Below are 25,621 nucleotides of genomic sequence, written 5' to 3'. Positions count from 1 at the left end.
CACGCATCCGGGTGACACCGGGCGGCGACGGCTGCGGCTGCGGCGTGTGCGAGATTGGCACGGACGTACGGGCGGCGGGGGAGGCGCGACCTCCGACGCCCCGTGCGGCCGAATCCTGCCCGCAGATCGACCCGTACGGAGCACCGGTCCATGACAGCAGCCGCCGCGCCCGGCAGTCCCGCACCGTCCCCCGAGCCCGGGGAGCCCGCCGCGTCCGCGCCGCACCCCGCCCCCGCGTCCGCACCGAAGGCCGCCCTCGCCTCCGCACCGAAGCCCGACCCCGGGGCCGTACCCGGCTCGCAGGGACCCGCTCCCGCCCCACCCGCTCCCGCCCCGGCCCCCTGGAAGGGGTGGGCGGCCGTCTGCGCGGTCGCCCTCGGCATCTTCTGCCTGATCACCTCCGAGCTGATGCCCGTCGGGCTGCTCACCCCCGTCGGGGCCGACCTCGGGGTGTCCGACGGCGCCGCAGGGCTGATGGTCACCGTGCCCGGGCTGGTCGCCGCGTTCTGCGCGCCGCTGGTCACCGTCGGAGCCGGCCGTCTCGACCGGCGGCTCGTCCTGTGCGTGCTCATCGCGCTGACGGCGGCCGCCAACCTCGCCGCCTCCGTCGCCCCGGGCTTCGCGGTCGTACTGGCGGCGCGACTGCTCGTCGGGGTCAGCGTCGGCGGGTTCTGGGCCATAGCCGGGGGAATCGCCGTCCGGCTCGTCCCCGAGCGACACATCGGACGGGCCACCGCCCTCGTCTTCGGGGGCGTGCCCACCGCCTCCGTGCTCGGCGTCCGCGCCGGCACCCTGCTCGGCGAACTCGGGGGCTGGCGCACCGCGTTCGCCGCGGTCGGGGTCCTCGGCCTCATCACGCTGACCGCCCTGGTCGTCCTGCTGCCCCCGCTCCCGCCCACCCGGCGCTTCACCTTCCCCGAACTCCTCACCCTGTTCCGCGGGAACCGCGCCGTCCGCGCCGGAGTCGCCGTCACCTTCCTCGTGGTCACCGGGCAGTTCGCCGCCTACACCTTCGTCCGGCCGATCCTGCGGGACGTCTCCGGCATCGACGCCGGGTTCGTCAGCACCCTGCTGCTCGGCTACGGCGTCGCCGGCGTCGCGGGCAACTTCCTGGCCGGGTCGCGCGACGCCTACCGGAGCCTGTTCGTGATCAGCGGCGCCCTCGCCGTGATTCTCGTGCTCATCGCGGTCCTGCCGGGAGCTGTCGCCGGAACCGCGCTGCTGCTCGCCTGGGGCCTGGCCTACGGAGGCGTCTCGGTGAGCGTGCAGGGCTGGATGACCAAGGCCGCGCCGGCGGCCACGGAAGCGGCCTCCTCGCTGATGGTGGCCATGTTCAACCTCGCCATAGCGGCAGGAGCGCTCTTCGGCGGCCTCGCGGTCGACGGGATCTCCGCCCCCGCCGCTCCGCTCGGCGGGGCCGCCCTGATGCTCATGGCCGCCGTCACCGTCCGGGCCTCGGCACTGCGCCGCCCCGAGCGCAACGGCTGACGGATCGGACCCGACAGAACGGGTGGACCGGATCAGATCGGACATGGGGCTTGACCCGGCCGGTGCCGGAGGGCAAGAGTGCGCCCGATCACGAACGTCAGTTCTGGCCGCACCCCGGAGATACCTCAGATGTCCATACCGGTTCGCCCGCCGCTCGCCCCGCCCGCGATCGGCGGTTCTCCGGCACCCGGCACGCCCGGCGCCCACGGCGGCGGCGCGGCCCAGGCTCCCGCCGCCCGGCGGCGCAGAGCCTGACCGGCCGGACGGGGGCCGGCGCCGCACCGCCGCGCCGGCCCCCGACCCTGCCGGGAGACAGCCATGTCCCAGGATCCTGAAGAGAACGGGCTCGCCCCCGACGACGCCCTGTTCGTACGCCCGTACGTCGCCCCCTCGGGCCCGCCGGCCCGAGCGGAGGCTCCCGCCTGGCCGCAGTCCGGGCCGTTCGCCTTCCCCGACCCCGCGGACGACCCCGCAGGCGACCCCGCGGACGGTTTCGCGGGCGGTTTCGCGGGCGGCCGGGGGCACCGCCCGGACGACGGAGTTCCGGCACCGGTGACCGGGCCCACCAGGCCTCCGGCGGCCGCCGCCCGCCATGCCAGGCCTGCTGCGGGCCCGGCCCGCCGCAGCCGCCTCCCGCTGGCCGTGGGCACCGTGCTCGGGCTCGCGGCCGTGGGCGGCCTCGTGCTCCTGCTGACCGGCCCCGACCCGCAGCCGCCCCGGGCCGAGGCGCCGGCCGACCTGACCGTGCCCGCGCTTCCGGGCGGCCCGGGCGGCGGCGCCGAATCCCCCGACCCCACGGTGTCCGCCCGGTCCGCGGCACCGTCCGCCTCGGCCACCGGGGCGTCGGCCACGACGACGGGCCCGGCGGCCAAGCCGTCCACCGCGGCCGGCGCGGCCGTACGGCCGTCGAGCGGGTACGCGACCCTGCGCATGGGCGACAGCGGGCCCGAGGTGCGGGCCCTGCAGGAGCTGCTCCAGGGGCAGGGCTTCACCTATGTCTCCGTCACCGGCGTCTACGACGGCCAGACCAAGCGCGGCGTCGGTCAGCTCCAGCGCGACCGGTCCATCAAGGGCGACCCTCAGGGCGTCTACGGCCCGAACACCCAGGCGGCCATGGGGGGGTAGGGGTGAGCGGGGGTGCCGGCGCCGGACGCGCCCGGTCAGCGGCCGCCCGCGACCCGCAGCACCGTGCCCGTCGTGTACGAGGCGTCCGGGGACAGCAGCCAGGCGATCGCCCCGGCGATGTCCTCGGGCCGGCCGGGCCGCCCGAGCGGGGTCGCGGCCCCGATGCGGGCCGCCCGGCCGGGGTCGCCCATCGCGGCGTGCATGCCGGTCTCGACGGTGCCGGGCGCGACGGCGTTGACCCGGATCCCGTCCGGGCCCAGCTCCTTGGAGAGTCCCACGGTCAGCGCGTCGGTCGCCGCCTTGGTCGCCGCGTAGTGCACGTACTCCCCGGGGCTGCCCAGGGTCGCCGCCGCCGAGGAGACGTTCACGATCGCCCCGCCCCCGGACTCCGCCATGTCACGGGCGGCCCGGCGGCAGCACAGCAGGTACCCGAGGAGGTTGACCTCGACCACCCGGCGCAGGTCCTCGGTGCGGGCGTCGGCGAGCCGGCCCAGCGGCCCCGTCACCCCCGCGTTGTTGACCAGGCCCGTCACCGTGCCCAGCTCGGCGCCGGCGATGTCGAAGAGCCGCTCGACCGCGCATTCCTCGGACGTGTCGGCCTGAACGGTCACGCAGCGGACCCCGGCGGCCCGTACGCGCGCGGCGACCGCCTCGGCCGCCGCCACGTCGCGGACGTAACCCAGCACCAGGTCGTGCCCGTCCGCGGCCAGCCGCCGACAGGTCGCCGCGCCGATGCCCCTGCTGCCGCCGGTGACGACGGTGACCGGACGAGGTGACATGTGAGCCTCCAGCGGGACGCGGATCGTGGGGCGGGCGCGTGCGGGCGCCCGTCGCGTCGCACCGGGCGGCAGGCTAACACCGTGATAATCGCTGGACCAGCGAAAATGCCGGGACGGAGAGTGGCGTCACCGATGTGCCGCACCACCTGCCGTCCGCAAGTGCGGCCGCCGGTACCGTCCATGACGACCCGTTGGAGCCACCCATGTCGACCTTGCGCGTCACAGCCGAAGAGCTGACCGTCCACGACCATCCGAACGCCGACGCGTTGGAACTGGCCCAGGTGGGCCTCTACCGCGCGGTGATCGCCAAGGGCGCCTACCGCACCGGTGACTTCGCCCTCTACATACCCGAACAGGCCGTCCTGCCTGCCGGGTTGATCGAGGAACTGGGCCTCACCGGGCGGCTCGCCGGCGGCAACGCCGACCGGGTCAAGGCCGTCCGGCTGCGCGGCGAACTCTCCCAGGGCCTGGTGTGCCGGCCCCGCGCCCTCGCCGACGTCGACCTCGTCCAGGCGGCCAAGGAGGGCACCGACTTCGCCGAACTGCTCGGCATCACCAAATGGGCCCCGCCCATCCCCACCACCATGAGCGGCGACGTCGAGGCCGCCGCCGACCTGATGCCGTGGGTGGACATCGAGAACCTCCAGCGCTACCCGCACATCTTCGAGCCCGGCGAGAGCGTCGTCCTCACCGAGAAGCTGCACGGAACGGCGAGCCTGTTCACGTACGTCGTCGAGGGCGGACGCTCGATCGTCTCCTCCAAGGGCTTCGGCGCCAAGGGACTCGCCCTCAAGGAGGACGAGCGCAACCTCTACTGGCGCGCCGTACGCGGCCACGGGGTGTCCGCCGTCGCCGAAGCGCTGGCCGAACGCCTCGGCGCGACCCGCATCGGGATCTTCGGCGAGGTGTACGGCGCGGGCGTCCAGGACCTGGCGTACGGGACCGACGCGCGCACCGCCGACACGCCGCCCGGATACGCCGTCTTCGACGTGTCCGCCGAGATCGACGGACAGATCCGCTGGCTGGACCCGGCCGCCGTCCTCGCGGGCGGCGAACTCCCGCTGGTGCCAAGGCTGTACGAGGGCCCGTACGACCTGGACACGGTGCTGGAGCACGCCGACGGCCGCGAGACGGTGTCCGGGCGGGCCGTGCACCTGCGGGAGGGCGTGGTCATCCGCCCGGCGGCCGAACGGTACAGCCCGGTCGTGGGCGGCCGCGCCATCGCCAAGGCGGTCAGCCCGGCCTACCTGACCCGCAAGGGCGGCACGGAGTACGAGTGATCACCACCCGGGACAGCCCTTAGGGTGACCGGATGCCTGCCACCGACGTACTGAGCCGGGCACTCGACGCCCCCGGGGACCCCTACGTGCGGCTTCTGCCGCCCGCCGTGTCCGAACTGCTGCGCACGCTCGCCGCCCCGCCCCGGCTGGCCGCGCACCTGCGGCTCGTCCACGACGTCGCCCACGACCTGGCCGACCGGCTGGCCGGCTACTGCCCGGGCCTGGAGTTCGACCGGGAGGCCGTGCTGTTCGGGGCGGCCACGCACGACATCGGCAAGGCGGTGCACACCGCGGAGCTGAGCGGCCCGGGCTCCGCGCACGAGCCGACGGGCCGGGAACTCCTGCTCGCGCACGGGTTCCCGGCCCACCTGGCCCGCTTCGCCGCCACCCACGCGACTTGGCACGGGGGCTCCGTGAGCATCGAGGAGCTGTTGGTCAGCACCGCCGACAAGGTGTGGAAGGGCAAGCGGGTCCAGGACCTGGAGGACCTCCTGGTGGACCGTCTCGCCGAGGCCACGGGCGCCGAGCGCTGGGCCGCGTACCTGGACCTCGACGGGGTGCTCGGCCGGATCGCCGAGGAGGCGGACGGGCGGCTCGCCTTCCAGGCCGCCTTCCCGGTGTACGCCTGACCGGCCGGTCGTGTCCGACCGGCCGGGCCGTGGCGTGCGTGGTGGGATGGGCCGGGGCGGGGTCCACCAGCACACGGAGAGGTCGGGTACATGTCCGAGTCGGGCCGGAGCGGCCAGGAAACCATGCGGGCGATGGCGTACGAGACGTACGGCGGGACGGAGGTGCTCGCCGAGACCCGGCTGCCGCTGCCCAAGGTCGGCCCCGGCGAGGTCCTTGTCCGGGTGAAGTGCGCCGCCGTCAACCCCGTCGACTGGAAGATCATGGCGGGTGGGCTGGACCCCCTCATGGACGTCGTCTACCCGGTGGTCCCCGGCTGGGACGTCGCCGGCACGGTCGAGAAGGTCGGCATCGACGTTCCCGAGTACGCCGAGGGCGACGAGGTCATCGCCTACGCCCGCAAGGACTACGTGCACGGCGGGACCTTCGCCGAGTTCGTCACCGTGCCCGTACGCGCCCTCGCGCACAAGCCCGCCTCGCTGAGCTGGGCCGAGGCCGCCGGGCTACCGCTCGCCGGACTCACCGCCTACCAGCTGCTCACCCGCCTCGGCACCGGCCAGGACGACACCGTCCTCATCCACGGCGCCGCGGGCGGCGTCGGTTCCTTCGGCGTGCAGATCGCCCGCTCGCTGGGCGCCCGCGTCATCGGTACCGCCTCCCCCCGCAATCACGACCGGGTGCGCGCACTCGGCGCCGAGCCCGTCGCATACGGTGAGGGGCTCGCCGAACGCGTCCGTGCCCTCGTGCCCGACGGGCCCACCGTCGTCGCGGACTTCGTCGGCGGCGTCGGCGGCGTCACCCGCGAGGTCCTCCACGACGACGGCCGGCACGCCTCCATCGCCGACCCCAGCGTGCTCGGCTCCGGCGGCGAATGGATCTGGGTCCGCCCCGTCGGCAGCGATCTGGCCGAACTGGGCCGGCTCGCCGACAGCGGACAGCTGAAGGTGCCGGTCGCGAGGACCTTCCCCCTGGCCGAGCTGGCGGCGGCCTTCGAGCTCAGCCAGGGCGGCCACACACCAGGAAAGATCATCATCGAGGTCTGATCCCGCCCGCCGAGGGCCCGCGGTTCAGGTACCCAGATCCGGCACCTCACCGCCCGTCGCCCAGGCCACCTCGACCCCGCGCAGGCCGGCCCGCCACCGGTCGGCCGGACCGGCCAGGTGCGCCGCGTCCGGCGGCGCGGCGCCCAGGCCGATCGCGTACCGGGCGAGGCCCGGCCCGGACTCGAAGGGGCGCGGCCAGGCGTGCGCACCGGTGGCGCCGGCCTCCTCGAGGGCGCCGAGGAGCGCCCGCAACCGCCCGCGCACCCGGCCCCGTACCTCCTCGAACTCCGCCTCGGCCGCCCGTACGGTCACCACCGCCCAGGCGGCGTGCCGGCGGTGCGGCGGCGGCGCGGCCACGGCCAGGGCATCCGCCCCGACCCCCGACTCCAGCAGTTCCCACGCCGCGTACAGCTCCTGCACCAGGAGGTCCCGCAGCCCCGGTGTCACCTGGGCGGTGCAACTGCGCACCGGCGCCGACGGGGTGAGGACCGTGACCGGATCCGGGCCCGGCACGGCCGAGGTGACCGGCAGCGGCCCGGCGACCGGACCCGCCGACGCGACCGGCTCGCGCCAGTCCCAGGCCGCCCACCGCCCGAAGAACTCCCGCAGCAGGACGTCCGGCGGCAGGGCCCCCGCCTCCCGGACCGTGTGCGCCGCGAGGACCGACCAGGCCAGTCCCGGCAGCCCCCCGAACGGCGCCGAGTCCAGGCCCCTGGCCCGCGCCCACGCCTTCACCCGCCGCGCGAGCCCGGCGAACGCGGTATGTTCCGCCCCCACCGCCTCCCGTACGGCGTCGGCGTCGCTCACCGCGCTCAGCGCGACAGCGGCCGCCTCGCCCAGCTCGGACCGCCGCTCCACCGCACGCGCCGGATCCAGGCCGCCGGTGGAGACCACCACCAGGTCCACGGACAGCGACCCGACACGGAAGCGCAGCCCCGGCACCCGGGCCCCCGTCACCTCGCGCAGCCCCCGGGCCTGCGGCAGCGCGGCCGCCACCTGCTCGCGCACCCGGGCGACGTCAGCCGTCCCCGGCAGCGCCGCCACCAGGTCCAGGTCGGCGCCCGGCAGGGCGCAGCCCATCCGGCGGGAGCCGGCCACGTGCACCCGCGCACCGGGCAGCGCGGCCCCGATGCGCGCGGTGACCGCCTCGGCCCGATCGTTCCCGGGCTCCGGCCGGGCTTCGGGAAGAGGCGCCGGAAGGGGCTCCGGTGCCCAGCGCACCTCGCCCGTGCCCAGCGCCACCGTCGCCCGGACCCGCATCGGTCCCTCCCCGCGCCGCGAGAGCACGGCCAGTTCCCCGACCCGCGCGGACAGACCCCCGCCGAGGCGCGCCGCGAACTCCGCGACGGCCCGCTGCGGGTCAGGGCTGCGCCCGAGCGTCAGATGCGGGGTGTAGCCCCCGTGCCCGCCGGAACGCCCCCGGCAGCCGGGGAACCGGTCCGTCAGCGCCCGCCGCAGCTCCTGCCACGGCGCCTCGCCGCCGGCCGCCGGATCCAGCCAGACGGTGGCCTCCTCACGGTGCCCAAAACTGTGCACACCCTCCAGCCGGGCCTCGAACGCAGCGGTCCCCGCGGCCACTTCGGCCAGCAGCGGGACGGCCTCGGCGAAGGAGGACTCCGGTACGAAGCCGAAGAGCAGGTTCACGTGCGCGGGCCAGCGGCCGGCCGCCGGGTCGTGCTCCCGGCGCACCTCACCCACCGCGTCCGGAAGGCCCGGCGGCAGCCACGCCACCGCGGTCCGCACCGTCGCCGGCACGTCGAGCCGCGCCGGCGCCTCGCCGTGCGCCCCGAACTCCACCGTGGCCTCCACCCCGAAATGGTCGGACACGAACAGTCCGTCGGGGGCGGGGGAGTCGCCGCGCAACGCCGCCCGGGTCACCCGGGCCGGGGCGGAGCCCAGCAGGATCCGGTCCAGCCGGCCGGCCCGGCCCGTCAGCGAACCGACCGCCGCCAGCGGATTGGCCGCCGGGTCGAAGGTCGGCGTCGCGTCGGCCGCCCCGTGCACCTCACTCCAGGCGTCGCGCATGCCGAGCGAGGGCGCCGGCCCCTCGGTCCCGTGGCGGCCGTCGTTGAAGTCGCCCAGCAGGACCACGCCGGCCTCGACGCCGCCCAGGCCCTCCGCCAGGCGGGCCAGTTCGGCCTCCCGCCGCTCGTGCCCGTTCTCGGTGTGGTCGCTGGTCAGGTGGGTGCCGGCGACCACCAGCGGCCCGGCCGCGGTGTCCACCGTCACGGCGGTCACCGCCTTGTGCGGGCGGAACATGTGCAGGCCCGCCTCCCGCACCGGCAGCCGGCTCAGGAGCAGCAGCCCGCACGCGGAGACGTCCCGGCCGCCGGGGTCCGTGCCGAGGGTGTACCCGGCCCGCACCCACGGCGCCGCCAGCAGCATGCCGAGCAGTTCCGGCTCCACCTCCTGGAGCGCGATGACGTCGGCGTCCGCGACGGCCAGATCGTCCAGCAGGAGCGGTCTGCGCCGCGCGGTGGCGATCCGCGGGGCGTCGTAGCGGTCCCAGAGCGTGTTCCAGGTCAGCAGCCGCACCGAGGACGGTGCCGCCGCGGCGTCCGCCGGAGCCACCCGCGCGGGACGCCACGCGCCGCCGCCCGAGGGATCCCACGCGTACGGGGTGCGGGCGGTGAAGAAGGGGGCCCGCAGCAGGCGCGGATCGTGGACCCGGCCCGCCGCGGTCACGTCGATCAGGTCCACACCGGTCGCCCGGTCCCACACCAGTTCGCCGTCTGCCTCGACGAACAGCACCCGGTGCCAGGGGATGTCCCCGCCGGGCACGAAGGAGGGCAGCGGGACCCGCTTGGGAGCCGCACCGCGCTGGAGCAGGCCGAGCACGAACCGCGCCGGATCGAACCGGGGGTCCCAGCGGACCTGGTGGTAGAGCTGCTCACTGGTGCGCATCGCTGCCTCCGCCCGCTGTGAACGTGAACGTGGACGGGCCGGGCGCGAGCGTGCCCGCCGTGTCCTCCACCCGACCGCCGGCGCCGACGTACCACGTACGGTGCGCCCGGCCCGCGTACGGCGGGCTGAACCGGTGCAGCTGCGAGGTCAGCACCTGCGGCGGCACCGGATGCGGGCGCACCCCGTTGCGGCGCACCAGCTCCGCCTCCTCGACCAGCACCACGGCATGGGTGACCAGCGCGTCGCGCCGGCGCGCCACCGAACCGGCCAGCCCGCGCTGCTGGTCGGTGAGTGACGTGGCGTCCCACACCACCGTCCCGCCGCGCGCCAGGGCGGCGTCGAGCCGGTCCAGGCCCGCGCTCAGCACCTCGGCGTTGGCCCGCTGGTCCGTGCGCGAACCCCGGGCGCCGCGCAGGTCGTCGAGCGAGACGTACGCGTCCACGCCGGGCAGGCCGCGGCCGAAGGTGCTCTTCCCGCTGCCCGAGGGGCCGCACAGCTGCACCAGCCGGGGAAACGATCCGTCACGCCACTGCCACGTCGCCGCCACCGCCTCCTCCACCACGGAACCGGAGATCCTGCCGTCCGCGAACGCCCGCCGGGCCTCCGCCCAGCAGCGGTCGGCCGCGGCCGCGCCCAGCCCGGCGAGGGGCTCCCGCAGCGCGGTCCGCAGGGCCTCCAGCGGATCCGGGCCTCCCAGCAGCCCCGCCTCCTCGGCCCACAGCGCGGACCACTCCACGCACTCCCGCGCCTGCGGCCCGTCGGCCAGCGCCCCGGCGAGCGCGTGCAGCACCCCGAGATCGGCCGCCGCGGCCATCCGTACGAGTCCGGCCCGCCGGTCCGCGTCGGAGAACGGCCGCTGGAGGTACGGGTACAGGCCCAGCAGGTCGCCGACCCGCCGTGCGAGCGGCATCCCGGCCGGACCGGCCGCGAGCCGCGCGGCCGTCCGGGCACGCGGTGCGCGGCGCAGCACGGCGGCGAGCACTCCGGCCAGCCGGTCGTCGCCGGTCCGCCCCGAGGCGTCGATCCGGGCGGTGACCTCGGCGACCACGTCGGTGCCGGTGCCGGTTTCGGCGGTGGCGGTGGCGGTCGTGCCCGTGGCTGTCGATCCGTCCGTGCCGACGGCGGCGGACAGGGCCGCCACATCGGGCTCGGCACCCGAGCGCACCGCCCACAACGGGGCCGCCGGACCGAGCCCGTTGGGCACGACCTCCGCGTACATCCAGTGCGTGTCGGTCTGCACGTGCCCGACCCGCACCCACTTGGCCACGCACCGGCCGAAGTCCGCCCGGGAGAAACCGGCGGCCGTCCGCACGACGTAACCCTCCTGCCGGGCGGTGTCGAGCCTGAGCCTGCGCAACGCCCGCTCGTCGAAGGTGCCGCGCCACAGCACCCGCGGAACGGGCACCCCGAGACCCCGCAGGAACCGTACGGTCCGGTCCCAGTCCAGGCACTGCTCCCCGTCCCACACCGAGAAGCCGTAGAACCAGCTGTCCAGGTCCTCGTACGGGATCGAGTGCCGGGCGTAGAGGTTCTCCCCGCACACCCGCCACCCGGCGGGGATATGGGGGCCGATCCGCCCCTGCAGGCCCTTGACCCAGGCCCGGGAGGGATGGTGCCCGGAGTCGAGCGAGCGGGCGTGCAGCCCGTCCGCGTACAGGGTGGTGTTCTCCCCGTCGAGCTTCTCGGTGACCACGACCTCGCGTCCGGTCAGCCCCGCCAGTCCGAGCGACCGGACGTCGTCCGCCGAAGCCCCGGGTGACCAGGGCAGATGAGGCGTTCGGGGATAGTGGGTGCGCATGATCCGCTCCGGCTCGACGACAGGTCCGCCGTCACTGTAGGTATCCGGCGGCGGGCGGATCCACCCAATTCAGCGGCAGAGGGCCACGATGGCCGGTGACACCGTGCCCTCGGCCGCCCGGCACAGGGGAGCCATGTCGTACGAACGCACGGGAGCGGGGCGGGACCGGACCGGGGCCGCCGACTGCCGGCGGGCCTTCTTCCGGGGTGCGGGCCGCGCCGGTTCCACCGGTTTCCAGGCCCTGGGGTGCTTGGCCCTGCGGGGCGGGCGCTGCGGCTCCCGGGCGGCGGCCCGGGGCCGGCGCGGCGCGGACGCCGGCCCGGACACCGGCCCGGCCGCGGGCACGGACGCCGGTACGGGCGCCCGCGCGTCCGGCACGGCGGCGGGCTCCGCGGCCTCCGACGGAGGCAACCGGACCAACGGCCGGGCGGCAGCCGTGGGTTCCGGTGGCAGTCCGCGGTCCCCGGCCGTCGCCGGAGCCGCACCCGGAGCCGCGCGCGGTGCGTCCGGTACGGGGGAGGGGTGCACCGTCACGCATCCGGAGGCCATGACGAGCGCGGCAAGTGTCAGGGGCAGAGCCCGGCGCAGCTGCATCCGACCACCCTGCCGCACCGGCGCCGCCCGGACCGGCACCCGTCACACGGTCGGGTGACTGCTCCCCTCCGACCCGGAACCATCCGGCGGCCGGACCGGCGGGCGGAAGCGAGCCGTGCACCGGGGACGCACGCTCCGTGGCCGCCCGGAGCGGATCCGGACGATCGAACATACGATGGGCGGGAACCGGCGCGGTCGGCTCGCCGCGCCGCCGGACCGGGCCGCTCGTGGGAGACCTATGACGCAGGCTGCCGAACCAGCGCGGACCGTCATCCTGACCGTGGACGACGATCCCGGGGTCTCCCGTGCCGTCGCCCGTGACCTGCGGCGCCACTACGGGGCCGGCTACCGGATCGTGCGGGCCGAGTCCGGTGAGTCCGCGCTGGAGGCACTGCGGGAGCTGAAACTGCGTGGTGATTTGGTCGCGGTCATCCTCGCCGACTACCGCATGCCGCAGATGAACGGCATCGAGTTCCTCGAACAGGCCCTGAACGTGTACCCGGGCGCGCGGCGCGTCCTGCTGACCGCCTACGCCGACACCGACGCGGCGATCGACGCGATCAACGTCGTCGACCTCGACCACTACCTCCTCAAGCCCTGGGACCCGCCGGAGGAGAAGCTCTACCCGGTCGTCGACGACCTGCTCAGCGCCTGGCGGTCCAGCGACTACCGCCCCGTCCCCGCCACCAAGGTCGTCGGGCACCGCTGGTCGGCGCGCTCCTCGCAGGTGCGGGAGTTCCTGGCCCGCAACCAGGTGCCGTACCGCTGGTACTCCTCCGACGAGCCCGAGGGCCGTCGGCTGCTGGAGGCGGCCGGCGCCGACGGGCAGCGGCTGCCCCTGGTCGTCACCCCCGAGTGCACCGTGCTGATCGAGCCCGAGGCGGCCGACCTCGCCGCCCACGTGGGCCTCGCGACGACACCGGCCGCCGACTTCTACGACCTCGTCGTCATCGGCGGCGGCCCGGCCGGACTCGGCGCTGCCGTGTACGGGGCCTCCGAGGGCCTGCGTACCGTGCTGGTCGAGCGGTCGGCGACCGGCGGGCAGGCCGGGCAGAGCTCCCGCATCGAGAACTACCTGGGCTTCCCCGACGGCGTGTCGGGCGCCCAGCTCACCGAACGCGCCCGCCGCCAGGCCGGCCGGTTCGGCGCCGAGATCCTCACCGCGCGGGAGGTCACCGGCCTGGAGGTCAACGGCCCCGCACGCGTCGTCCGCTTCTCCGACGGCTCGTCCGTCGCCGCGCACAGCGTCATCCTGGCGACCGGCGTCTCCTACCGGCAGCTCATGGCGCCGGGCTGCGACGACCTGACCGGCCGCGGCGTGTACTACGGCTCATCGCTCACGGAGGCCGCCTCCTGCCAGGGGCACGACGTGTACATCGTGGGCGGCGCCAACTCCGCCGGCCAGGCGGCGATGTACCTGTCACGGGGCGCGAAGTCGGTGACCCTGCTGGTACGCGGCGAGTCCCTGACGGTGTCGATGTCGTACTACCTGATCCAGCAGATCGAGGAGGCGCCGAACATCTCCGTGCGGACCCGGACCGTCGTCGAGTCGGCGCAGGGCGAGGAGCACCTGGAGCGGCTGGCCCTGCGCGACGTCGACACCGGCGCGACGGAACTCGTCGACGCGCAATGGATGTTCGTCTTCATCGGCGCGGCCCCGCTGACCGACTGGCTGGACGGCACGGTGCTGCGCGACGACCGCGGCTTCATCCTGGCCGGCCCCGACCTCACCCCCGACGGGCGACCGCCCGCCGAGTGGCCGCTGGACCGGCCGCCCTACCACCTGGAGACCAACATTCCCGGCGTGTTCGTCGCGGGCGACGCGCGGGCCCAGTCCGCCAAGCGCGTCGCGTCCGCGGTCGGAGAGGGAGCCATGGCCGTGATGCTCGTCCACCGCTACCTGGAGCAGTCATGAGCGGGCAGTACGTGCACTGCGACCCGCAGGAGATCGCCTCGCTGTTCCTGTTCGAGAAGCTCACCCCGCAGCAACTCGGCCAGTTGTGCGCCGAGGGACGGGTGGAACGCTTCGACGCGGGGCCCGTCTACACCGAGGGCGACCCCGCCTCCTGTTTCTACGTGATGATCGAGGGCACCGTCGTCCTGTCCCGCCGGGTCGGCGGCGACGACATCGAGGTCAGCCGCACCTCGCAGCGCGGCGTGTACGCGGGGGCCATGCAGGCCTACCTGGGCGACCGGGTGCCCCAGACCTACACCAACTCGATGCGAGTGACCGAGCCGACCCGGTTCTTCGTGCTCCCGGCCCTGGCGTTCTCCGACTTCATGCAGGAGTGGTTCCCGATGGCCGCACACCTGCTGGAGGGGCTGTTCTTCGGCGCGAAGAACACCCAGCGGGCCATCGGCCAGCGGGAACGGCTGCTGGCCCTCGGGTCGTTGTCCGCCGGTCTGACCCACGAGCTCAACAACCCGGCAGCGGCCGCCGTCCGGGCCACCGCCACCTTGCGCGAACGCGTCGCAAAGATGCGGCACAAGCTGGCCGTCATCGCCCAGGGCCACTACTCGCGCGAGGCGATCGCCGACCTCATCGAGGTCCAGGAACGCACCGTGGAACGCGTCGCGAAGGCGAAGGCGACGGCGCTCAGCCCGCTGGAGGCCTCCGACCGGGAGGACGAACTCGCCGACTGGCTCGACGACCACGGCTTCACGGAGGGCTGGCGGATCGCGCCGACCTTCGTGCAGGCCGGACTGGACGTGGACTGGCTGGAGCAGGTCGCCGCGGCCGTGGACGCCGACATCCTTCCCGGGGCCATCGGCTGGCTCAACTACTCCGTCGAGACCGAACTGCTGATGGACGAGATCGCCGACTCCACCACCCGTATCTCCCACCTCGTCGACGCCGCGAAGCAGTACTCGCAGCTCGACCGGGCACCGACCCGGGTCGTCGACATCCACGAACTCCTCGACAGCACCCTGCTGATGCTGTCCGGCAAGATCGGCCCCCGGGTGCGGGTGGTCAAGGACTACGACCACTCCCTGCCGGAGGTGCCCGCCTACCCGGCGGAGCTCAACCAGGTGTGGACCAACCTCGTCGACAACGCCGTCTTCGCCATCGGCAGCACCGGGGGCGACGGCACCCTGACGGTCCGCACGGCACGGGAGGGCGACCGGCTGCTGGTGGAGTTCCGCGACACCGGTCCCGGCATCCCGGCCGATATCCGCGGCCGCATCTTCGATCCCTTCTTCACCACCAAGCCGGTCGGCGAGGGGACCGGGCTCGGCCTGGACATCTCCTGGCGGATCGTGGTCAACAAGCACCACGGCAGCCTCCAGGTCGAGTCCGTCCCCGGCGACACCCGCTTCCAGGTGCTGCTGCCCCTGACCGCGCCGGAACCCGGGACCGGAACCCGGGACCGGAACCGAGACCGGGACCGGGACCGGAACCGGAACCGAGACCGGAACCGAGACCGGGACCGGGACCGGAACCGGAACCGAGACCGGAACCGAGACCGCGCCCGGAACCGGGACCGCGCCCGGAACCGAGACAGCCGAGGAGCCAGCATGACCGACATCAAGGGGATCGACCCGAGCGTCCCGCCGACCGGCACCGGCTGCGCCGACTGCGACGCGGTGGGCGGCTGGTGGTTCCACCTGCGGCGCTGCGCCCAGTGCGGCCACGTCGGCTGCTGCGACTCGTCACCCGCCCAGCACGCCACCGCCCACTGGAGGTCCACCGGACACCCGCTGGTGCAGAGCTTCGAACCGGGCGAGGAGTGGTTCTGGGACTACGACGGCGGCGAGATGTACGCGTCCGGGCCCGCGCTGGCCCCGCCGGGCGACCACCCCGCGGACCAGCCGGCCCCCGGACCAGCCGGCCGGGTGCCGCAGGACTGGACCCGCCGGCTCCACCGCTGACCCGTGCGCCTCGATTCCCAGCGGCGCTACTTCGGAAGGCCGCCGTGCGGGGGGCCGGTGCGGCGCAGGGCGGCGGGCGTGGTTCCGTACCAGCGCTGGACGGCCCGGCGCAGGGCCCGGGCGTCGGCGTAGCCACTGCGCACGGCGATCGCGTCGATGCTCAGCCCGGTGGTGTGGAGCAGCCGCGCGACACGGTCCCGGCGTACCGCCTCGACCTCGCCGCTCCATGTGGTGCCGTGCTCGTCGAGGCGCCGCTGGAGGGTCCGCGGGCTGACGGCCATGCGGTGCGCGACGGTGGCCAGGGACGGCATGCCTTCGTCGTGGACGGAGGCCAGGGCGCTGCGGAAGAGGTCCAGCCAGTCGCGCAGCGGGACCGCCGTGGCGAGGGTCTGGTCGGCGTGTCTTCGGAGCACGGCCGACAGCCCGGGCTGGGCGTGCGGTGCCGGCTCCGTCAGGTCTGCGGTACGCAGGGTGATCGAGCTGACCGGGGCCCCGAACGTGATGTCGCGGGTGCCGTAGAGCTCGGCCAGCGCCTCGTACCGGCGGGGCGCCTCGGCGGCCAGGGCCACGCGGAGCGGGACGAGGGGCCGCCGGGCGGCCTCGCTCAGCCGGCGCAGATATATGCCGAGCGCGCAGGCGCGGACGGCGCAGGCCGCCTCGTGGTCCAGATCGCCCCGGTTGACGTGGCTGAGGGTGACGCGGTCCCCGTCCTCGGTGATCCGGAGCTGGTCCGTGCCGGTGTCGACCACGGCGCCGAGATAGGCCGCGGCGTCCCGGATCCCTTCGAGGGGGGTGGGGGCGGAGGTGATCAGGTAGTCCCAGACCCCGAGGCTCCCGACGCCGGACCGCTGTGTCATCAGCAGGGCCACCTCGGTCCAGGGAGCATGGACGGTGGCCAGCTCCGTGATGCGGATGCTCGTGATGGCGGGGGGCCGGCACAGGTCGTCGTTGAGGTGCTCGGGAGCCATGCCCAGCAGGTGCACGTACCCGGTCGGGGGGATCCCGAGCAGACGTGCGGCATCGACGTTCAGGCGGGTGAGGGCGGAGGACGTTGTCCCCAGGTGCGCTTGCGAGACCACAGGGGGTGAGCATAGTCCAGCGTGAAATGCCAGCTCATTGCCGCAGTTTGGGGTCTGATGTCCTCAATACGGCGTGCCGGGTCCCCTCGTGGCGCGTTCGGTCCCCTTGCTGACGCCTGCTGCCATGGGGCAAGTCGGCTGCCCGGCCCTAGCGTTGTGATCGTTCTCGCGGGGTGCTCCGGCGCCCGGCGACGTACGGGAGGTCCCTTCCGGATCGGAGTCCCCCCACGGGGGTGGGGGGCTCGGAATCCGAAGGCGCGGGGCCACCCCCCGCTTCCTGCCTCCCGCTTCCCGCCCCCTGTCCGCCCGGCGGACCGGCGCGGGAGGACGGCCGGGCGGGGACTACGTCCGGGCCCCCATCCGGGTGGCCAGGCGCAGGGCGTGCTCCACCGGGCCGCGGCGCAGCGGGCTGTCGGCCCAGATCCGCTGCCAGGCCCAGGTCAGGGCCAGCGCCGCGCCGCTGAAGGCGATCCACGCGGACCAGGACGCGGCGCCGTGGGCCGGGCCGGCCAGGACCAGTGCGTGGACGACGTACGCACTCAGCGCCATCGCCCCCAGCACCGCGAGCGGCCGCAGCAGGCGGGCACCGACCCCGTGCCGCGCGGCCAGCGCGCACAGGCCGATGAGGGCGCAGCCGACGCCCGCGTTGCCCAGCGTCTCCAGCGGGGTCTGGCTGTAAGGATCGGCCAGCAGCAGCCAGTCCCAGGAGGTGCTCGGCACGGCGCCGAACTGGCTGCTCAGCACCTCACGGACGGGGTCGGCCGCGGCCATGGCCTCCGGGTGGTGGACCGCTATCGCCTCCAGCAGCCGCTGCCGGGTACCGAACGCATGGGTGGCCAGCCACGCGGAGCCGTACCCGGCGACCGCGGCCGCCGTGCCCCACACCGCCATCCGCCGGGCCATGACCCGCTCCCGTACGTCGCACAGCCGGGCCAGGGCCATTCCGGCCAGGACGTACGGGAAGTACGTGGCCAGCGGATACGCCCCGGTCAGCAGCAGCTCGCACACCGCCGCGCCCAGCCCCGGCCAGCTGGTCAGGTCCGCGGCCTCGGGAACCAGGCCGCGCCCGGAAGAGCCGTACCCGAACAGCGGGCCCAGCAGGAACGACAGCAGCGGACCCACCACGACCGACGCGCCCGCGACGGCGGTGAGCACCGGGGTGGAGAGCCGGGTGAACGGCTCGGCCGCCAGGAAGTACACGGCGAAGAAGGCGAGGATGACCAGGATTCCGGGCCACAGCGAGGCCAGGTACAGGCCGAGCACGGCCAGGACCGCGCAGCGGATCAGCAGCGGACGCCACCGCGACGCCCAGCCCTCGGGACGCCGCGCCGGATCCGTGCCGCGCTGCGCGAGGACCAGGGAGAAGCCCGCGAGGAGCGTGAAGAGGGCGGGGGCACGCCCGTCGGCCGCGACGAGCAGGTAGCCGGCGCCCTCGGGCTGCGGGCTGGGGCCCACGTGCACGGCGAACATGCCGAGGACGGCTATGCCGCGCACGGCGTCGACCCCGGCCAGCCGGCCGGCTCCGCCGCCCCGCCCGCCGGCCGCTCCCGCTCCGGCCCCGGTCCCCGCTCCCACCGCTGTCCCCGCCACTGCCGTTCCCGCTCCCGCCCCGGCCGGACCTGTCCCGCCCTCTGAAGTTGGTCGGACCGGCGGTGTTCATGCCGCCAGTCCGCTCCCGCACCGTACCAACGGCCACATAACCCGGTAATAAGGAGGTATAGGAGCGGCAAAGTGAATCGCCGGGTTCCGCCCCCGCGGCGCGCCGTAACCCGCGGGCCGTGCCCGCTGTTGCACAGGCGGCGGGTCCACCCAGGTGAACGGAGTCCCGATGCCGCAGCTGACCGACCGCAGTGCGAGCGACCGCAGTGCGAGCGACGATCGTGAGCGCGACGATCGTGAGCGCGCCCCGGGGACCTGGATGACCCCGGAGGAGTACGGTGCCTCGCGCGCCGTGGTCTGGACCGCGGCCGTGGTCCTCGTCACCGACACCGACGGCCGGATCCTCGTCCAGAGCGTCGACTACCGCGCCGACCGGATGCTCCCCGGCGGGGCGGTCGACGCAGGCGAGGCGCCGTCCGCGGCGGCCGCCCGGGAGCTGCGCGAGGAGCTCGGCGTGGACGGCCGCTACCCGCGCGGCCTGGCCGTCGACTGGATCCCCGCCGACACTCCAGGCTTCCCGCCCGAGATGCGCTTCCCCGGCGAGATCCTGCACGTCTACGACGGCGGGACCTGGACGCCGGACCGGATCGACGCCGTCCGCCTACCGGCGCAGGAGATCACCGGTATCCACTTCGCCGAGCCGGCCGACCTGCCCGCCCTGATGGACCCCGGCGACGCCCGCCGGGCCCTGGCAGCCCTGCGCGCCCGCATCAACGGCTCCGGCGCCGCCCTGCTGGAGGACGGCCGCCCCACCGCGCCGACCGCCCTCGACCGGCTCGGGGTGCTCCGCGCCCGCCGGGTCCCCCAGCGCGGTGCCTGGCACTGCGGCCCGGTCCCCGCGCAGCTGCCCGTACGGGACCGTTCCGCCTGGCTGTTCGCCCCCGACGGCCGGGTCCTGCTCCGGATCGCCCGGGCCACCGGCGCCGCCCAGCTCCCGCCCCCGACCGCCGCACCCGCCACCGCGTCCGCCCCGCTCGGCTACCGCTGCGGCGAGGAGGGCCTCCACGCCCGTGTCGCCGCCCGCCTCGCCGGCCTCCCGCCGGCGGCGGACCCGGCGTACGCCCGGCTGCTGGCCACCCCCGAACAGGTCCGGGAACTGAGCGACTGGGGACCGGCCGGCGAGGACGAACTGGCCGCGGTCCACGCGGCCCGCGTCCGCCTGGGCCTCCCCGCCCCCGCCCGGACGCCGCTCACCGAGGTCCCCGAGGAGGGCGTGCACTGGTGACCCGCGCCCGGGGGCTCCCGCCACCGCCGGGACCGTGAAATCCGCCGTCCACGGTCCGCGGTCCCGCAGCATGGGGCCATGAGCGACAGCGCGATCACCTACACCCTCTACATCCAGGCCGATCCGTCGCGGGTCTGGCAGGCCCTCACCGACCCCGCCCTCACCCGCCGGTACTGGGGGCTGAGCTTCGAGACCGACTGGGCGGTGGGTTCGGCGATGGACTGGGTCGAACGGGGGAGCCGCACCAGCGACCCCGGCCAGCTGGTCCTCGGCTGTGTCCCGGACCGCCTGCTGTCCTACACCTGGCACACCTTCAGCCCGCAGTGGGCGGCCGCGGCCGGGATCGACGAGGAGCTGCGGGCCGAGCTGGCCGAGGCGCCTCGCACGAAGGTGACGTACGAGATCGAGCCGGTCGGCGACACCCTCGCCCGGCTGACGATCCGCCACGAGGGGTTCGAGCCGGGCGGCCGCCTGATCGGCATGTGCGGGCAGGCCTGGCCGATGCTCGCGTCGAGCCTCAAGACGCTGCTGGAGACCGGGGCGCCGCTGCCCGGCCGGATCTGACCCGTCCCCGGACCGCACCCGAACCGCCCCGCCCCGCACCTGAGATCATATGTATCGACCACGAATCAGGAGCGCAGGCATGCCACTTGAACACCATCGCGTCGTCATCACCGCCGCCGGACGAGACTTCGGGCGCACCCTCGCCCTCCGTTTCGCGAGCCGGGGAGCCGAGGTCCACCTCTCCGCCCGCACCCTGGAAGCGGCCACACGCGTCCGGGACGAGATCCTTTCCCAGGGCCACGACGCCGACCGCGTCCACGCCTACGCCTGCGACCTCACCGACCCCGCATCCGTACGGGAGTTCGCCGCCGCAGTGGCCGCCCGCACGGACCACATAGACGTACTGCTCAACAACGGCTCCCGCTACCAGCACGGCACCGACCTGCTGTCCGCCTCCGACGAGGACGTCGTCGACACCCTCGCCTCCGGAGCCACCGGCACCGTACTGGCCACCAAGGCGTTCCTCCCGCTGCTGCTGCAGTCGGCCAAGCCGGACATCGTCACCATGGTGTCCGGCTGCGGAGAGGCCGGCCACCACCGGTCCGACGCCCACGACGCCTTCTACGCCGCCAAGAGCGCCCAGGCCGGTTTCACCGAGATCCTCTCCCGCCGGCTCCGCGACCGGGGCGTCCGCGTGATCTCGCTCTACCCGCCGGACTTCGACAACCACGACCCGCTCTCGGAATCCTGGGAGGGGGCCCCGCGCACGGCGAAGGACCCGCTCACCGCCCAGTCCCTTGTCGACTGCGTCTTCTTCGCGATCGGCCAGCCCCGCGACTGCTTCATCAAATCGTTCCACTTCGAGCAGGTCTGACCGCCGGGCCGGGTGGACGAGCGCCCCGGCAGACGTCCTGACGGCACCCTGGCCACCGCCCGTTCGCGGCTGTCGTGTGGAATGGGTGCCATGCGGACAGGCGAGAAGCAGCGGGAACCGGCCATGGTCATACCGGCGGGAGCGCCCCTGACAGCGGTGTCCGGCGTCCGCGCGACGCCGGCCACCGGCGTCGGCCGGGCCGGTCACGTCCGCGGGGGTGCCGCCCGATGAGCCTTCCCGACGCCGACACGCCCCCCGAGCACTGGCGCTACTTCCGCCACCTCGACTCCCTGGCCGCGATACCGGGCGAGGACACCGCGGCCGAGGCCGAGGCGGTGACCGCCGTACTGCGCGATCCCGACCGGGCGATGGCCGAGAGCGCGGTGGTCACCCATCTCAACCGGCGGGCGGCGGGTCTGCTCGCCGACGACGCGTTCACCGCCTGGGCGCGGGCCATGTCCGGCGTGCTCACCGGCCGGGCCTTCCCCGAGCGCAGGCTGCGGGAGTGGAGCCTGCTCACGGCCGTCACCCGCGGCCAGCCCTGGTCACCGGCCGAGCTGACCGGAGCCTCCGACTGGTGCCAGCGCACCGCGGTCCGGCTGCTCACCTCCCACGAGGCCCTGGAACTCCTCGCCGCCGACGCCCGCACCCGCCGCGTCCGCAACGCCGCCGCCGAGCGACTGCGCAGGCGCCCCGTCGCCTCGGACACCCCGTGACGCGTCGGACCCCGTAATCCGAGTGACCGCCCGCCGCCCCGCGGCCCAGGGGGTGTCCGGCGGATCAGGGCCGGGCCCGGGCCGCCCGGCACCGCGGCCTGCCGCGTTGTCGTCGGTCGCCGACGCTCCGCGTGGGCTCCCTCCTCCGCCTTGCATCCCTTCCCCTCGGCCCTGCGGGCCTGGGGAGACCCCATGGCACCGGACGACCCGGGCCGTCCGACCCTGATCCGCCGGACACCCCCTAGGCTGCCCGGGTGACCCGCACGCACCTCTCCAGGATCAACGGCTTCATGGCGGACTTCGCCCGCCGCCAGGCCACCCGTACCGTCGCTCTGCCCGGCGGGTTCGCCGCCTACGACGACGACTTCGCGCACTCCCGTGCGAACAACCAGGTCGTCATCGACTCGGCCGTCGACCCCGAGGCGCTGCCCGCCATCGTGGAGGAGGCCCTCGGCCACCTGCCGCACCGGCTGGTCTCCGTCCTCGACGAGGGGACGGCGCGGGCCTGCGCCGGCCCCCTGGTCCGGGCCGGCTACACGCACTCCGCCTATCTGGTCATGCTGCACACCGGACCGGTCCCGGCGACGCGCGCGGCGGCGGAGGAGGTCGGCCTGGCCGCCCTGCGCGGCCCGCTCACCGTCCGCTGGCGCGGCATCCTCCCCGACGTCGAGGACGAGGTCGTGCGCCACCTCGTCGACCGGCGCGAGGCGCGCCTGCGCGGGGCCGACGACGTCCGCTTCATCGGCTCCCGCACGGCCGGTGGGGAGGTCGCCTCCTGGGCCGACCTGTATCTCGACCCCGGGGCCGGCCTGGCCCAGATCGAGGACCTGATGACGGCGGAGGCCCACTTCCGGCGCGGCCACGCCGACGCCGTCGTGGCCACCGCCCTGCGCCTGGCCGCCGACGCGGGCTGCGACACCCGCTTCCTGACCGCCGACGCCACGGACTGGCCGCGCCACTGGTACGAGCGGCGCGGTTTCCGCGTCATCGGCCACTCGCACGTCTTCGAACGCGCCTGACCAGGGCCCAGGGACCAGGGCCTGCGCGGCGGGGCCCGGGTGCGGTCAGATGCCCCGGCGGACCCTGGCGGCGCGGCGTGCCTCGGCCTGCTGGCGGGCCTCCAGCGTCTTGCGGGACTCCTTGCCCTTCCCGGGCCGGCCCGGCCGCGTACCGATGCCGCGGAAGCCGAGCTCCGTCCCCGACGGCCTGCCCTTGGCGTCCGTCGGCGCGGCGCCGGACAGCGGCACGCCGGAAGGGGCCTTCGCGCCGGTGATCCGGCTGAGTGCCGCCTCACCGGACCGCACCTGCGTGATGGTCGGCCGGATCCGGGCGTCGGACAGCAGCCGGACCATGTCCCGGCGCTGGTTCGGGGTGACGAGGGTGACGACCCGGCCGGACTCGCCGGCCCGGGCGGTGCGGCCGCCGCGGTGCAGGTAGTCCTTGTGGTCGGCCGGCGGGTCGACGTTGACGACGAGGTCGAGGTCGTCGATGTGGATGCCGCGCGCGGCGACGTTCGTCGCGACCAGCACGGTGACGGCTCCGGACTTGAACTGGGCCAGGGTGCGGGTCCGCTGCGGCTGCGACTTGCCGCTGTGCAGTCCCTCGGCCCGTACGCCCATCGCGCGCAGGTGCTTCACGAACTGGTCGACGCCGTGCTTGGTGTCGAGGAACATCAGCACGCGCTTGTCGCGGGCCGCGATCTCGGTCGCCGCCGAGATCTTGTCGGCCGCGTGGATGTGCAGGACGTGGTGGTCCATCGTCGTCACGGCGCCCGCCTGCGGGTCGACGGACGACGAGACCGGGTCCTTGAGGTACCGGCGCACCAGCTGGTCGACATTGCGGTCCAGGGTCGCCGAGAACAGCATCCGCTGACCCGCGTGGTGCACCTGGTCCAGGATCTCCGTGACCTGCGGCATGAACCCCATGTCGCACATCTGGTCGGCCTCGTCGAGCACCGTGATCGCCACCCGCTCCAGGTGCACGTCGCGCCGCCCGACCAGGTCGCTGAGCCGTCCCGGGGTGGCCACGACGACCTCCGCGCCGGTCCGCAGTGCGCTCACCTGACGGCCGATGGACAGCCCGCCGACCACCGTGGCCATCCGCAGCCGCAGGGCCTTCGCGTACGGCTCCAGGGCCTCGGTCACCTGCTGGGCCAGCTCGCGCGTCGGTACGAGGACCAGTGCGAGCGGCCGCTTCGGATCGGCCTGCCGTCCCGCGGTGCGTGCCAGGAGGGCGAGGCCGAAGGCGAGGGTCTTGCCGGAGCCGGTCCGGCCGCGCCCGAGGACGTCACGCCCGGCGAGGGCGTTCGGAAGGGTGGCCGCCTGGATCGGGAACGGCTGCGTCACCGACAGGGAGGCCATGGTCTCCACCAGCTCAACGGGCAGGTCGAGCTCGGAGAACGACTCCACCGGCGCCAGCGCCGGCGACTTCGGCTCGGGCATCGCGAACTCACCCTGCGGCCCGATGCTGCGGGGGGCCTTGGCGGCGGACTTGGCGCCGCCCTTCGCACCGCCCTTCACACCGAAGCGGCCATGAGCTGACGGGTTCCTCATGCAGGACCTTTCGAAGCGGGGGAAGAAGAAGGAAAGAAGATGGTCAACCGCCCATGGTACCAGCGGGGGGCAGGCCCTCCGGGGCGTCCAGTTCGCCCGCGCGGACCTGGGCGCAGTGGGCGCGGACCTCGGCCGCGGCGCGCTCGAAGAAGTCGGCGATCACGGCGGTCTCGTCGGGGGTGTAGTCGGCGAACAGCGCGCCCAGCCGGTCGTAGAACGGCTGGTAGACGGCGAAGACGCGGGCCGCCGCGGCCGGCTCCGCCACGACCCGCACCCGGCGCCGGTCGGCGGGGTCGGGGCGGCGGCGGGCGTAGCCGGCCTTCTCCAGACGGTTGAGTACGCCGGTCACGGCGCCGGTGGTGAGGTCCACCAGCTCGGCCAGGTCGCCGGCGGCGAGCGGGTGCTCGTCGGCGCCCAGGATGTGCCCGAGGCAGGTCAGGTCGGTGACGTTGAGCCCGAGCCGCTGCGCCACCTCCTGCTGGCCGACGATGCCCAGGGCGACGAACTGGTCCATGCGCGAAAGCGCCTCCGCGGCCGTGGCCGCGGGGCGGGGCTTGCCCTGCACGCACATTCTCCTTAGTATCTAAGCTACTTAGTTGCTGAGATACTTACCTTGCGAAATAAGCATCTCCTTGTCCGAGCCTACTGCCGCCCCTTCGACCAGGGAGAACCATGAGCGCGCACGGTCACGTCGATCTCGGCCACACGGTGGCCGGCTGGACCGGAACCACGGTGGCCCTGCTGGGCTTCGCGGGGGCGGGGGTCGCCGTGTGCGCGGCCTGGCCGCCCGGGATCCTGATCGGCCTCGGCGTCGTCGTCCTGGCCGGGGCCGTCACCTGGCTGCTGCACCTCGCGGGCTGGGGCAAGCCGAGCGGCCCCCGCCCGGAGGCGGAATGGGACTGGCGCGTGCGGGACGCGGCGGCCCGCACCGGGCACGCCGACTGTCTGGGCTGCCGGATGGCCGGCCCCCGAAGGGCCGTCGCGGCGGACGCCGGACCCCGGGCCGGGGTACCGCTTCCGGCGGCCGACGAGGGCGCCTGAGTCCGTACGGACAGGCCGGGTCCCTCGTATCACCGACAGGGCGACCGCAAGTTCGAATGTGCGACGCGCCCCGGTTGGCCGCGTCCGGCGTGTGCTCTGAGGGACCGTTGGGCAGGATCGAGACGGCCGCGTGTGCGGCCCGCAGTGGACCGTTGTGAAGGATCAGCAAGATGGCAACAGGTGTCGTGAAGTGGTTCAACTCGGAGAAGGGGTTCGGCTTCATCCAGCAGGACGACGGCGGTCCTGATGTGTTCGTGCACTTCTCCGCGATCCAGACCCAGGGGTTCAAGTCGCTGGAGGAGAACGCACGGGTCGACTACACCGTCACCCAGGGACCCAAGGGCCCCCAGGCCGAGAACGTGGTCCCCATCGGGTAGCCACGCACGAGCCGTGCCGTGAACGGAACCCCGCCGGTCCTCCGGCGGGGTTTTCTGCGCCCTGGCCGCGGCGCGGACCCGTAGGG

Annotated in this window: 22 protein-coding genes and 1 pseudogene; 15 read left to right on the top strand and 8 right to left on the bottom strand. The window is 74.7% G+C overall.

Features of this window, described 5'->3' with window-relative positions; genetic code table 11:
- Positions 1-150 precede the first annotated feature (150 nt).
- Together NRK68_RS03205 and NRK68_RS03200 are read left to right on the top strand one after the other, a co-directional pair.
- The gene (locus NRK68_RS03205) at positions 151-1,488 is read left to right on the top strand and encodes an MFS transporter (protein WP_308296036.1); all 1,338 of its coding nucleotides are present in this window, start codon (positions 151-153) and stop codon (positions 1,486-1,488) included.
- 318 nt (positions 1,489-1,806) lie between these two features.
- Positions 1,807-2,613 carry a peptidoglycan-binding domain-containing protein gene (locus tag NRK68_RS03200; protein WP_257854838.1) on the top strand — a complete coding sequence of 269 codons (807 nt, stop codon included), beginning with the start codon at positions 1,807-1,809 and terminating at the stop codon, positions 2,611-2,613.
- Between the two features lie 35 nt (positions 2,614-2,648).
- Here the strand turns inward: NRK68_RS03200 and NRK68_RS03195 are convergent, their stop codons facing one another.
- Positions 2,649-3,392, bottom strand: a complete 744-nt coding sequence (locus tag NRK68_RS03195; protein WP_183065844.1) for an SDR family NAD(P)-dependent oxidoreductase — start codon at positions 3,390-3,392, stop codon at positions 2,649-2,651.
- A 203-nt stretch (positions 3,393-3,595) separates the two neighbouring features.
- Between NRK68_RS03195 and NRK68_RS03190 the strand changes: the two genes are divergently transcribed.
- From NRK68_RS03190 to NRK68_RS03180, 3 genes are all read left to right on the top strand, one after another.
- Positions 3,596-4,672, top strand: coding sequence for an RNA ligase (ATP) (locus tag NRK68_RS03190; RefSeq protein WP_257854836.1), 1,077 nt, complete (start codon positions 3,596-3,598; stop codon positions 4,670-4,672).
- Positions 4,673-4,704: 32 nt separating this feature from the next.
- Positions 4,705-5,301 carry an HD domain-containing protein gene (locus NRK68_RS03185; protein ID WP_257854835.1) on the top strand — a complete coding sequence of 199 codons (597 nt, stop codon included), beginning with the start codon at positions 4,705-4,707 and terminating at the stop codon, positions 5,299-5,301.
- A gap of 123 nt (positions 5,302-5,424) precedes the next feature.
- Positions 5,425-6,342: an NADP-dependent oxidoreductase gene (locus NRK68_RS03180; RefSeq protein WP_183066237.1), complete on the top strand. Its 918-nt coding sequence runs from the start codon at positions 5,425-5,427 to the stop codon at positions 6,340-6,342.
- Between the two features lie 24 nt (positions 6,343-6,366).
- Here the strand turns inward: NRK68_RS03180 and NRK68_RS03175 are convergent, their stop codons facing one another.
- From NRK68_RS03175 to NRK68_RS03165, 3 genes are all read right to left on the bottom strand, one after another.
- Positions 6,367-9,246 carry a poly(A) polymerase gene (locus tag NRK68_RS03175; protein ID WP_257854834.1) on the bottom strand — a complete coding sequence of 960 codons (2,880 nt, stop codon included), beginning with the start codon at positions 9,244-9,246 and terminating at the stop codon, positions 6,367-6,369.
- Complete coding sequence (locus NRK68_RS03170; RefSeq protein ID WP_257854832.1) at positions 9,233-11,044, bottom strand: RNA ligase family protein; 1,812 nt, start codon at positions 11,042-11,044, stop codon at positions 9,233-9,235. Before NRK68_RS03170 ends, NRK68_RS03175 begins: the two co-directional genes overlap by 14 nt.
- A gap of 69 nt (positions 11,045-11,113) precedes the next feature.
- A complete protein-coding gene (locus NRK68_RS03165; protein ID WP_257854830.1) occupies positions 11,114-11,638 on the bottom strand; it encodes a hypothetical protein in 525 nt (174 codons plus the stop codon).
- Between the two features lie 238 nt (positions 11,639-11,876).
- Between NRK68_RS03165 and NRK68_RS03160 the strand changes: the two genes are divergently transcribed.
- From NRK68_RS03160 to NRK68_RS03150, 3 genes and pseudogenes are all read left to right on the top strand, one after another.
- Positions 11,877-13,553: an NAD(P)/FAD-dependent oxidoreductase gene (locus NRK68_RS03160; RefSeq protein ID WP_257854829.1), complete on the top strand. Its 1,677-nt coding sequence runs from the start codon at positions 11,877-11,879 to the stop codon at positions 13,551-13,553.
- Positions 13,550-14,995: pseudogene (locus NRK68_RS03155) on the top strand (ATP-binding protein); the annotation flags it as partial. The gene NRK68_RS03160 and the pseudogene NRK68_RS03155, both read left to right, overlap by 4 nt.
- A gap of 159 nt (positions 14,996-15,154) precedes the next feature.
- On the top strand, positions 15,155-15,508 hold the full coding sequence (locus NRK68_RS03150; RefSeq protein WP_183065850.1) for a UBP-type zinc finger domain-containing protein: 354 nt from the start codon (positions 15,155-15,157) through the stop codon (positions 15,506-15,508).
- A gap of 26 nt (positions 15,509-15,534) precedes the next feature.
- On the opposite strand, the gene NRK68_RS03145 is transcribed toward NRK68_RS03150, so the two are convergent.
- Both NRK68_RS03145 and NRK68_RS03140 read right to left on the bottom strand, forming a co-directional pair.
- Entirely contained in the window at positions 15,535-16,587 is a 1,053-nt protein-coding gene (locus NRK68_RS03145) for an AraC family transcriptional regulator (protein ID WP_257854827.1), read from the bottom strand.
- Positions 16,588-16,929: 342 nt separating this feature from the next.
- Entirely contained in the window at positions 16,930-18,177 is a 1,248-nt protein-coding gene (locus tag NRK68_RS03140; protein ID WP_183065852.1) for a DUF418 domain-containing protein, read from the bottom strand.
- Positions 18,178-18,415: 238 nt separating this feature from the next.
- Between NRK68_RS03140 and NRK68_RS03135 the strand changes: the two genes are divergently transcribed.
- The 5 genes from NRK68_RS03135 to NRK68_RS03115 all read left to right on the top strand — a co-directional run bounded on the left by NRK68_RS03135 (position 18,416) and on the right by NRK68_RS03115 (position 22,584).
- Complete coding sequence (locus NRK68_RS03135) at positions 18,416-19,471, top strand: NUDIX domain-containing protein (RefSeq protein WP_257854826.1); 1,056 nt, start codon at positions 18,416-18,418, stop codon at positions 19,469-19,471.
- Between the two features lie 78 nt (positions 19,472-19,549).
- Entirely contained in the window at positions 19,550-20,035 is a 486-nt protein-coding gene (locus tag NRK68_RS03130) for an SRPBCC domain-containing protein (protein WP_183065853.1), read from the top strand.
- Positions 20,036-20,114: 79 nt separating this feature from the next.
- On the top strand, positions 20,115-20,849 hold the full coding sequence (locus NRK68_RS03125) for an SDR family oxidoreductase (protein ID WP_183065854.1): 735 nt from the start codon (positions 20,115-20,117) through the stop codon (positions 20,847-20,849).
- A 227-nt stretch (positions 20,850-21,076) separates the two neighbouring features.
- Entirely contained in the window at positions 21,077-21,565 is a 489-nt protein-coding gene (locus tag NRK68_RS03120; RefSeq protein WP_183065855.1) for a hypothetical protein, read from the top strand.
- A gap of 290 nt (positions 21,566-21,855) precedes the next feature.
- Positions 21,856-22,584: a GNAT family N-acetyltransferase gene (locus tag NRK68_RS03115; RefSeq protein ID WP_183066239.1), complete on the top strand. Its 729-nt coding sequence runs from the start codon at positions 21,856-21,858 to the stop codon at positions 22,582-22,584.
- Positions 22,585-22,629: 45 nt separating this feature from the next.
- Here the strand turns inward: NRK68_RS03115 and NRK68_RS03110 are convergent, their stop codons facing one another.
- A complete protein-coding gene (locus NRK68_RS03110) occupies positions 22,630-24,117 on the bottom strand; it encodes a DEAD/DEAH box helicase (protein WP_183065856.1) in 1,488 nt (495 codons plus the stop codon).
- 43 nt (positions 24,118-24,160) lie between these two features.
- Positions 24,161-24,682: a MarR family winged helix-turn-helix transcriptional regulator gene (locus NRK68_RS03105; protein ID WP_257854823.1), complete on the bottom strand. Its 522-nt coding sequence runs from the start codon at positions 24,680-24,682 to the stop codon at positions 24,161-24,163.
- 107 nt (positions 24,683-24,789) lie between these two features.
- Between NRK68_RS03105 and NRK68_RS03100 the strand changes: the two genes are divergently transcribed.
- Both NRK68_RS03100 and NRK68_RS03095 read left to right on the top strand, forming a co-directional pair.
- A complete protein-coding gene (locus NRK68_RS03100; RefSeq protein WP_183065858.1) occupies positions 24,790-25,158 on the top strand; it encodes an HGxxPAAW family protein in 369 nt (122 codons plus the stop codon).
- A 170-nt stretch (positions 25,159-25,328) separates the two neighbouring features.
- The gene (locus NRK68_RS03095; protein WP_030848526.1) at positions 25,329-25,535 is read left to right on the top strand and encodes a cold-shock protein; all 207 of its coding nucleotides are present in this window, start codon (positions 25,329-25,331) and stop codon (positions 25,533-25,535) included.
- The last annotated feature ends 86 nt before the right edge of the window (positions 25,536-25,621 follow it).

The organism is Streptomyces yangpuensis (assembly GCF_024666385.1).
In the GTDB taxonomy this organism is placed as follows: domain Bacteria; phylum Actinomycetota; class Actinomycetes; order Streptomycetales; family Streptomycetaceae; genus Streptomyces; species Streptomyces yangpuensis.
The sequence above is the reverse complement of the archived record's forward strand: the minus strand, read 5'-3'. Positions and strand labels throughout refer to the sequence as shown.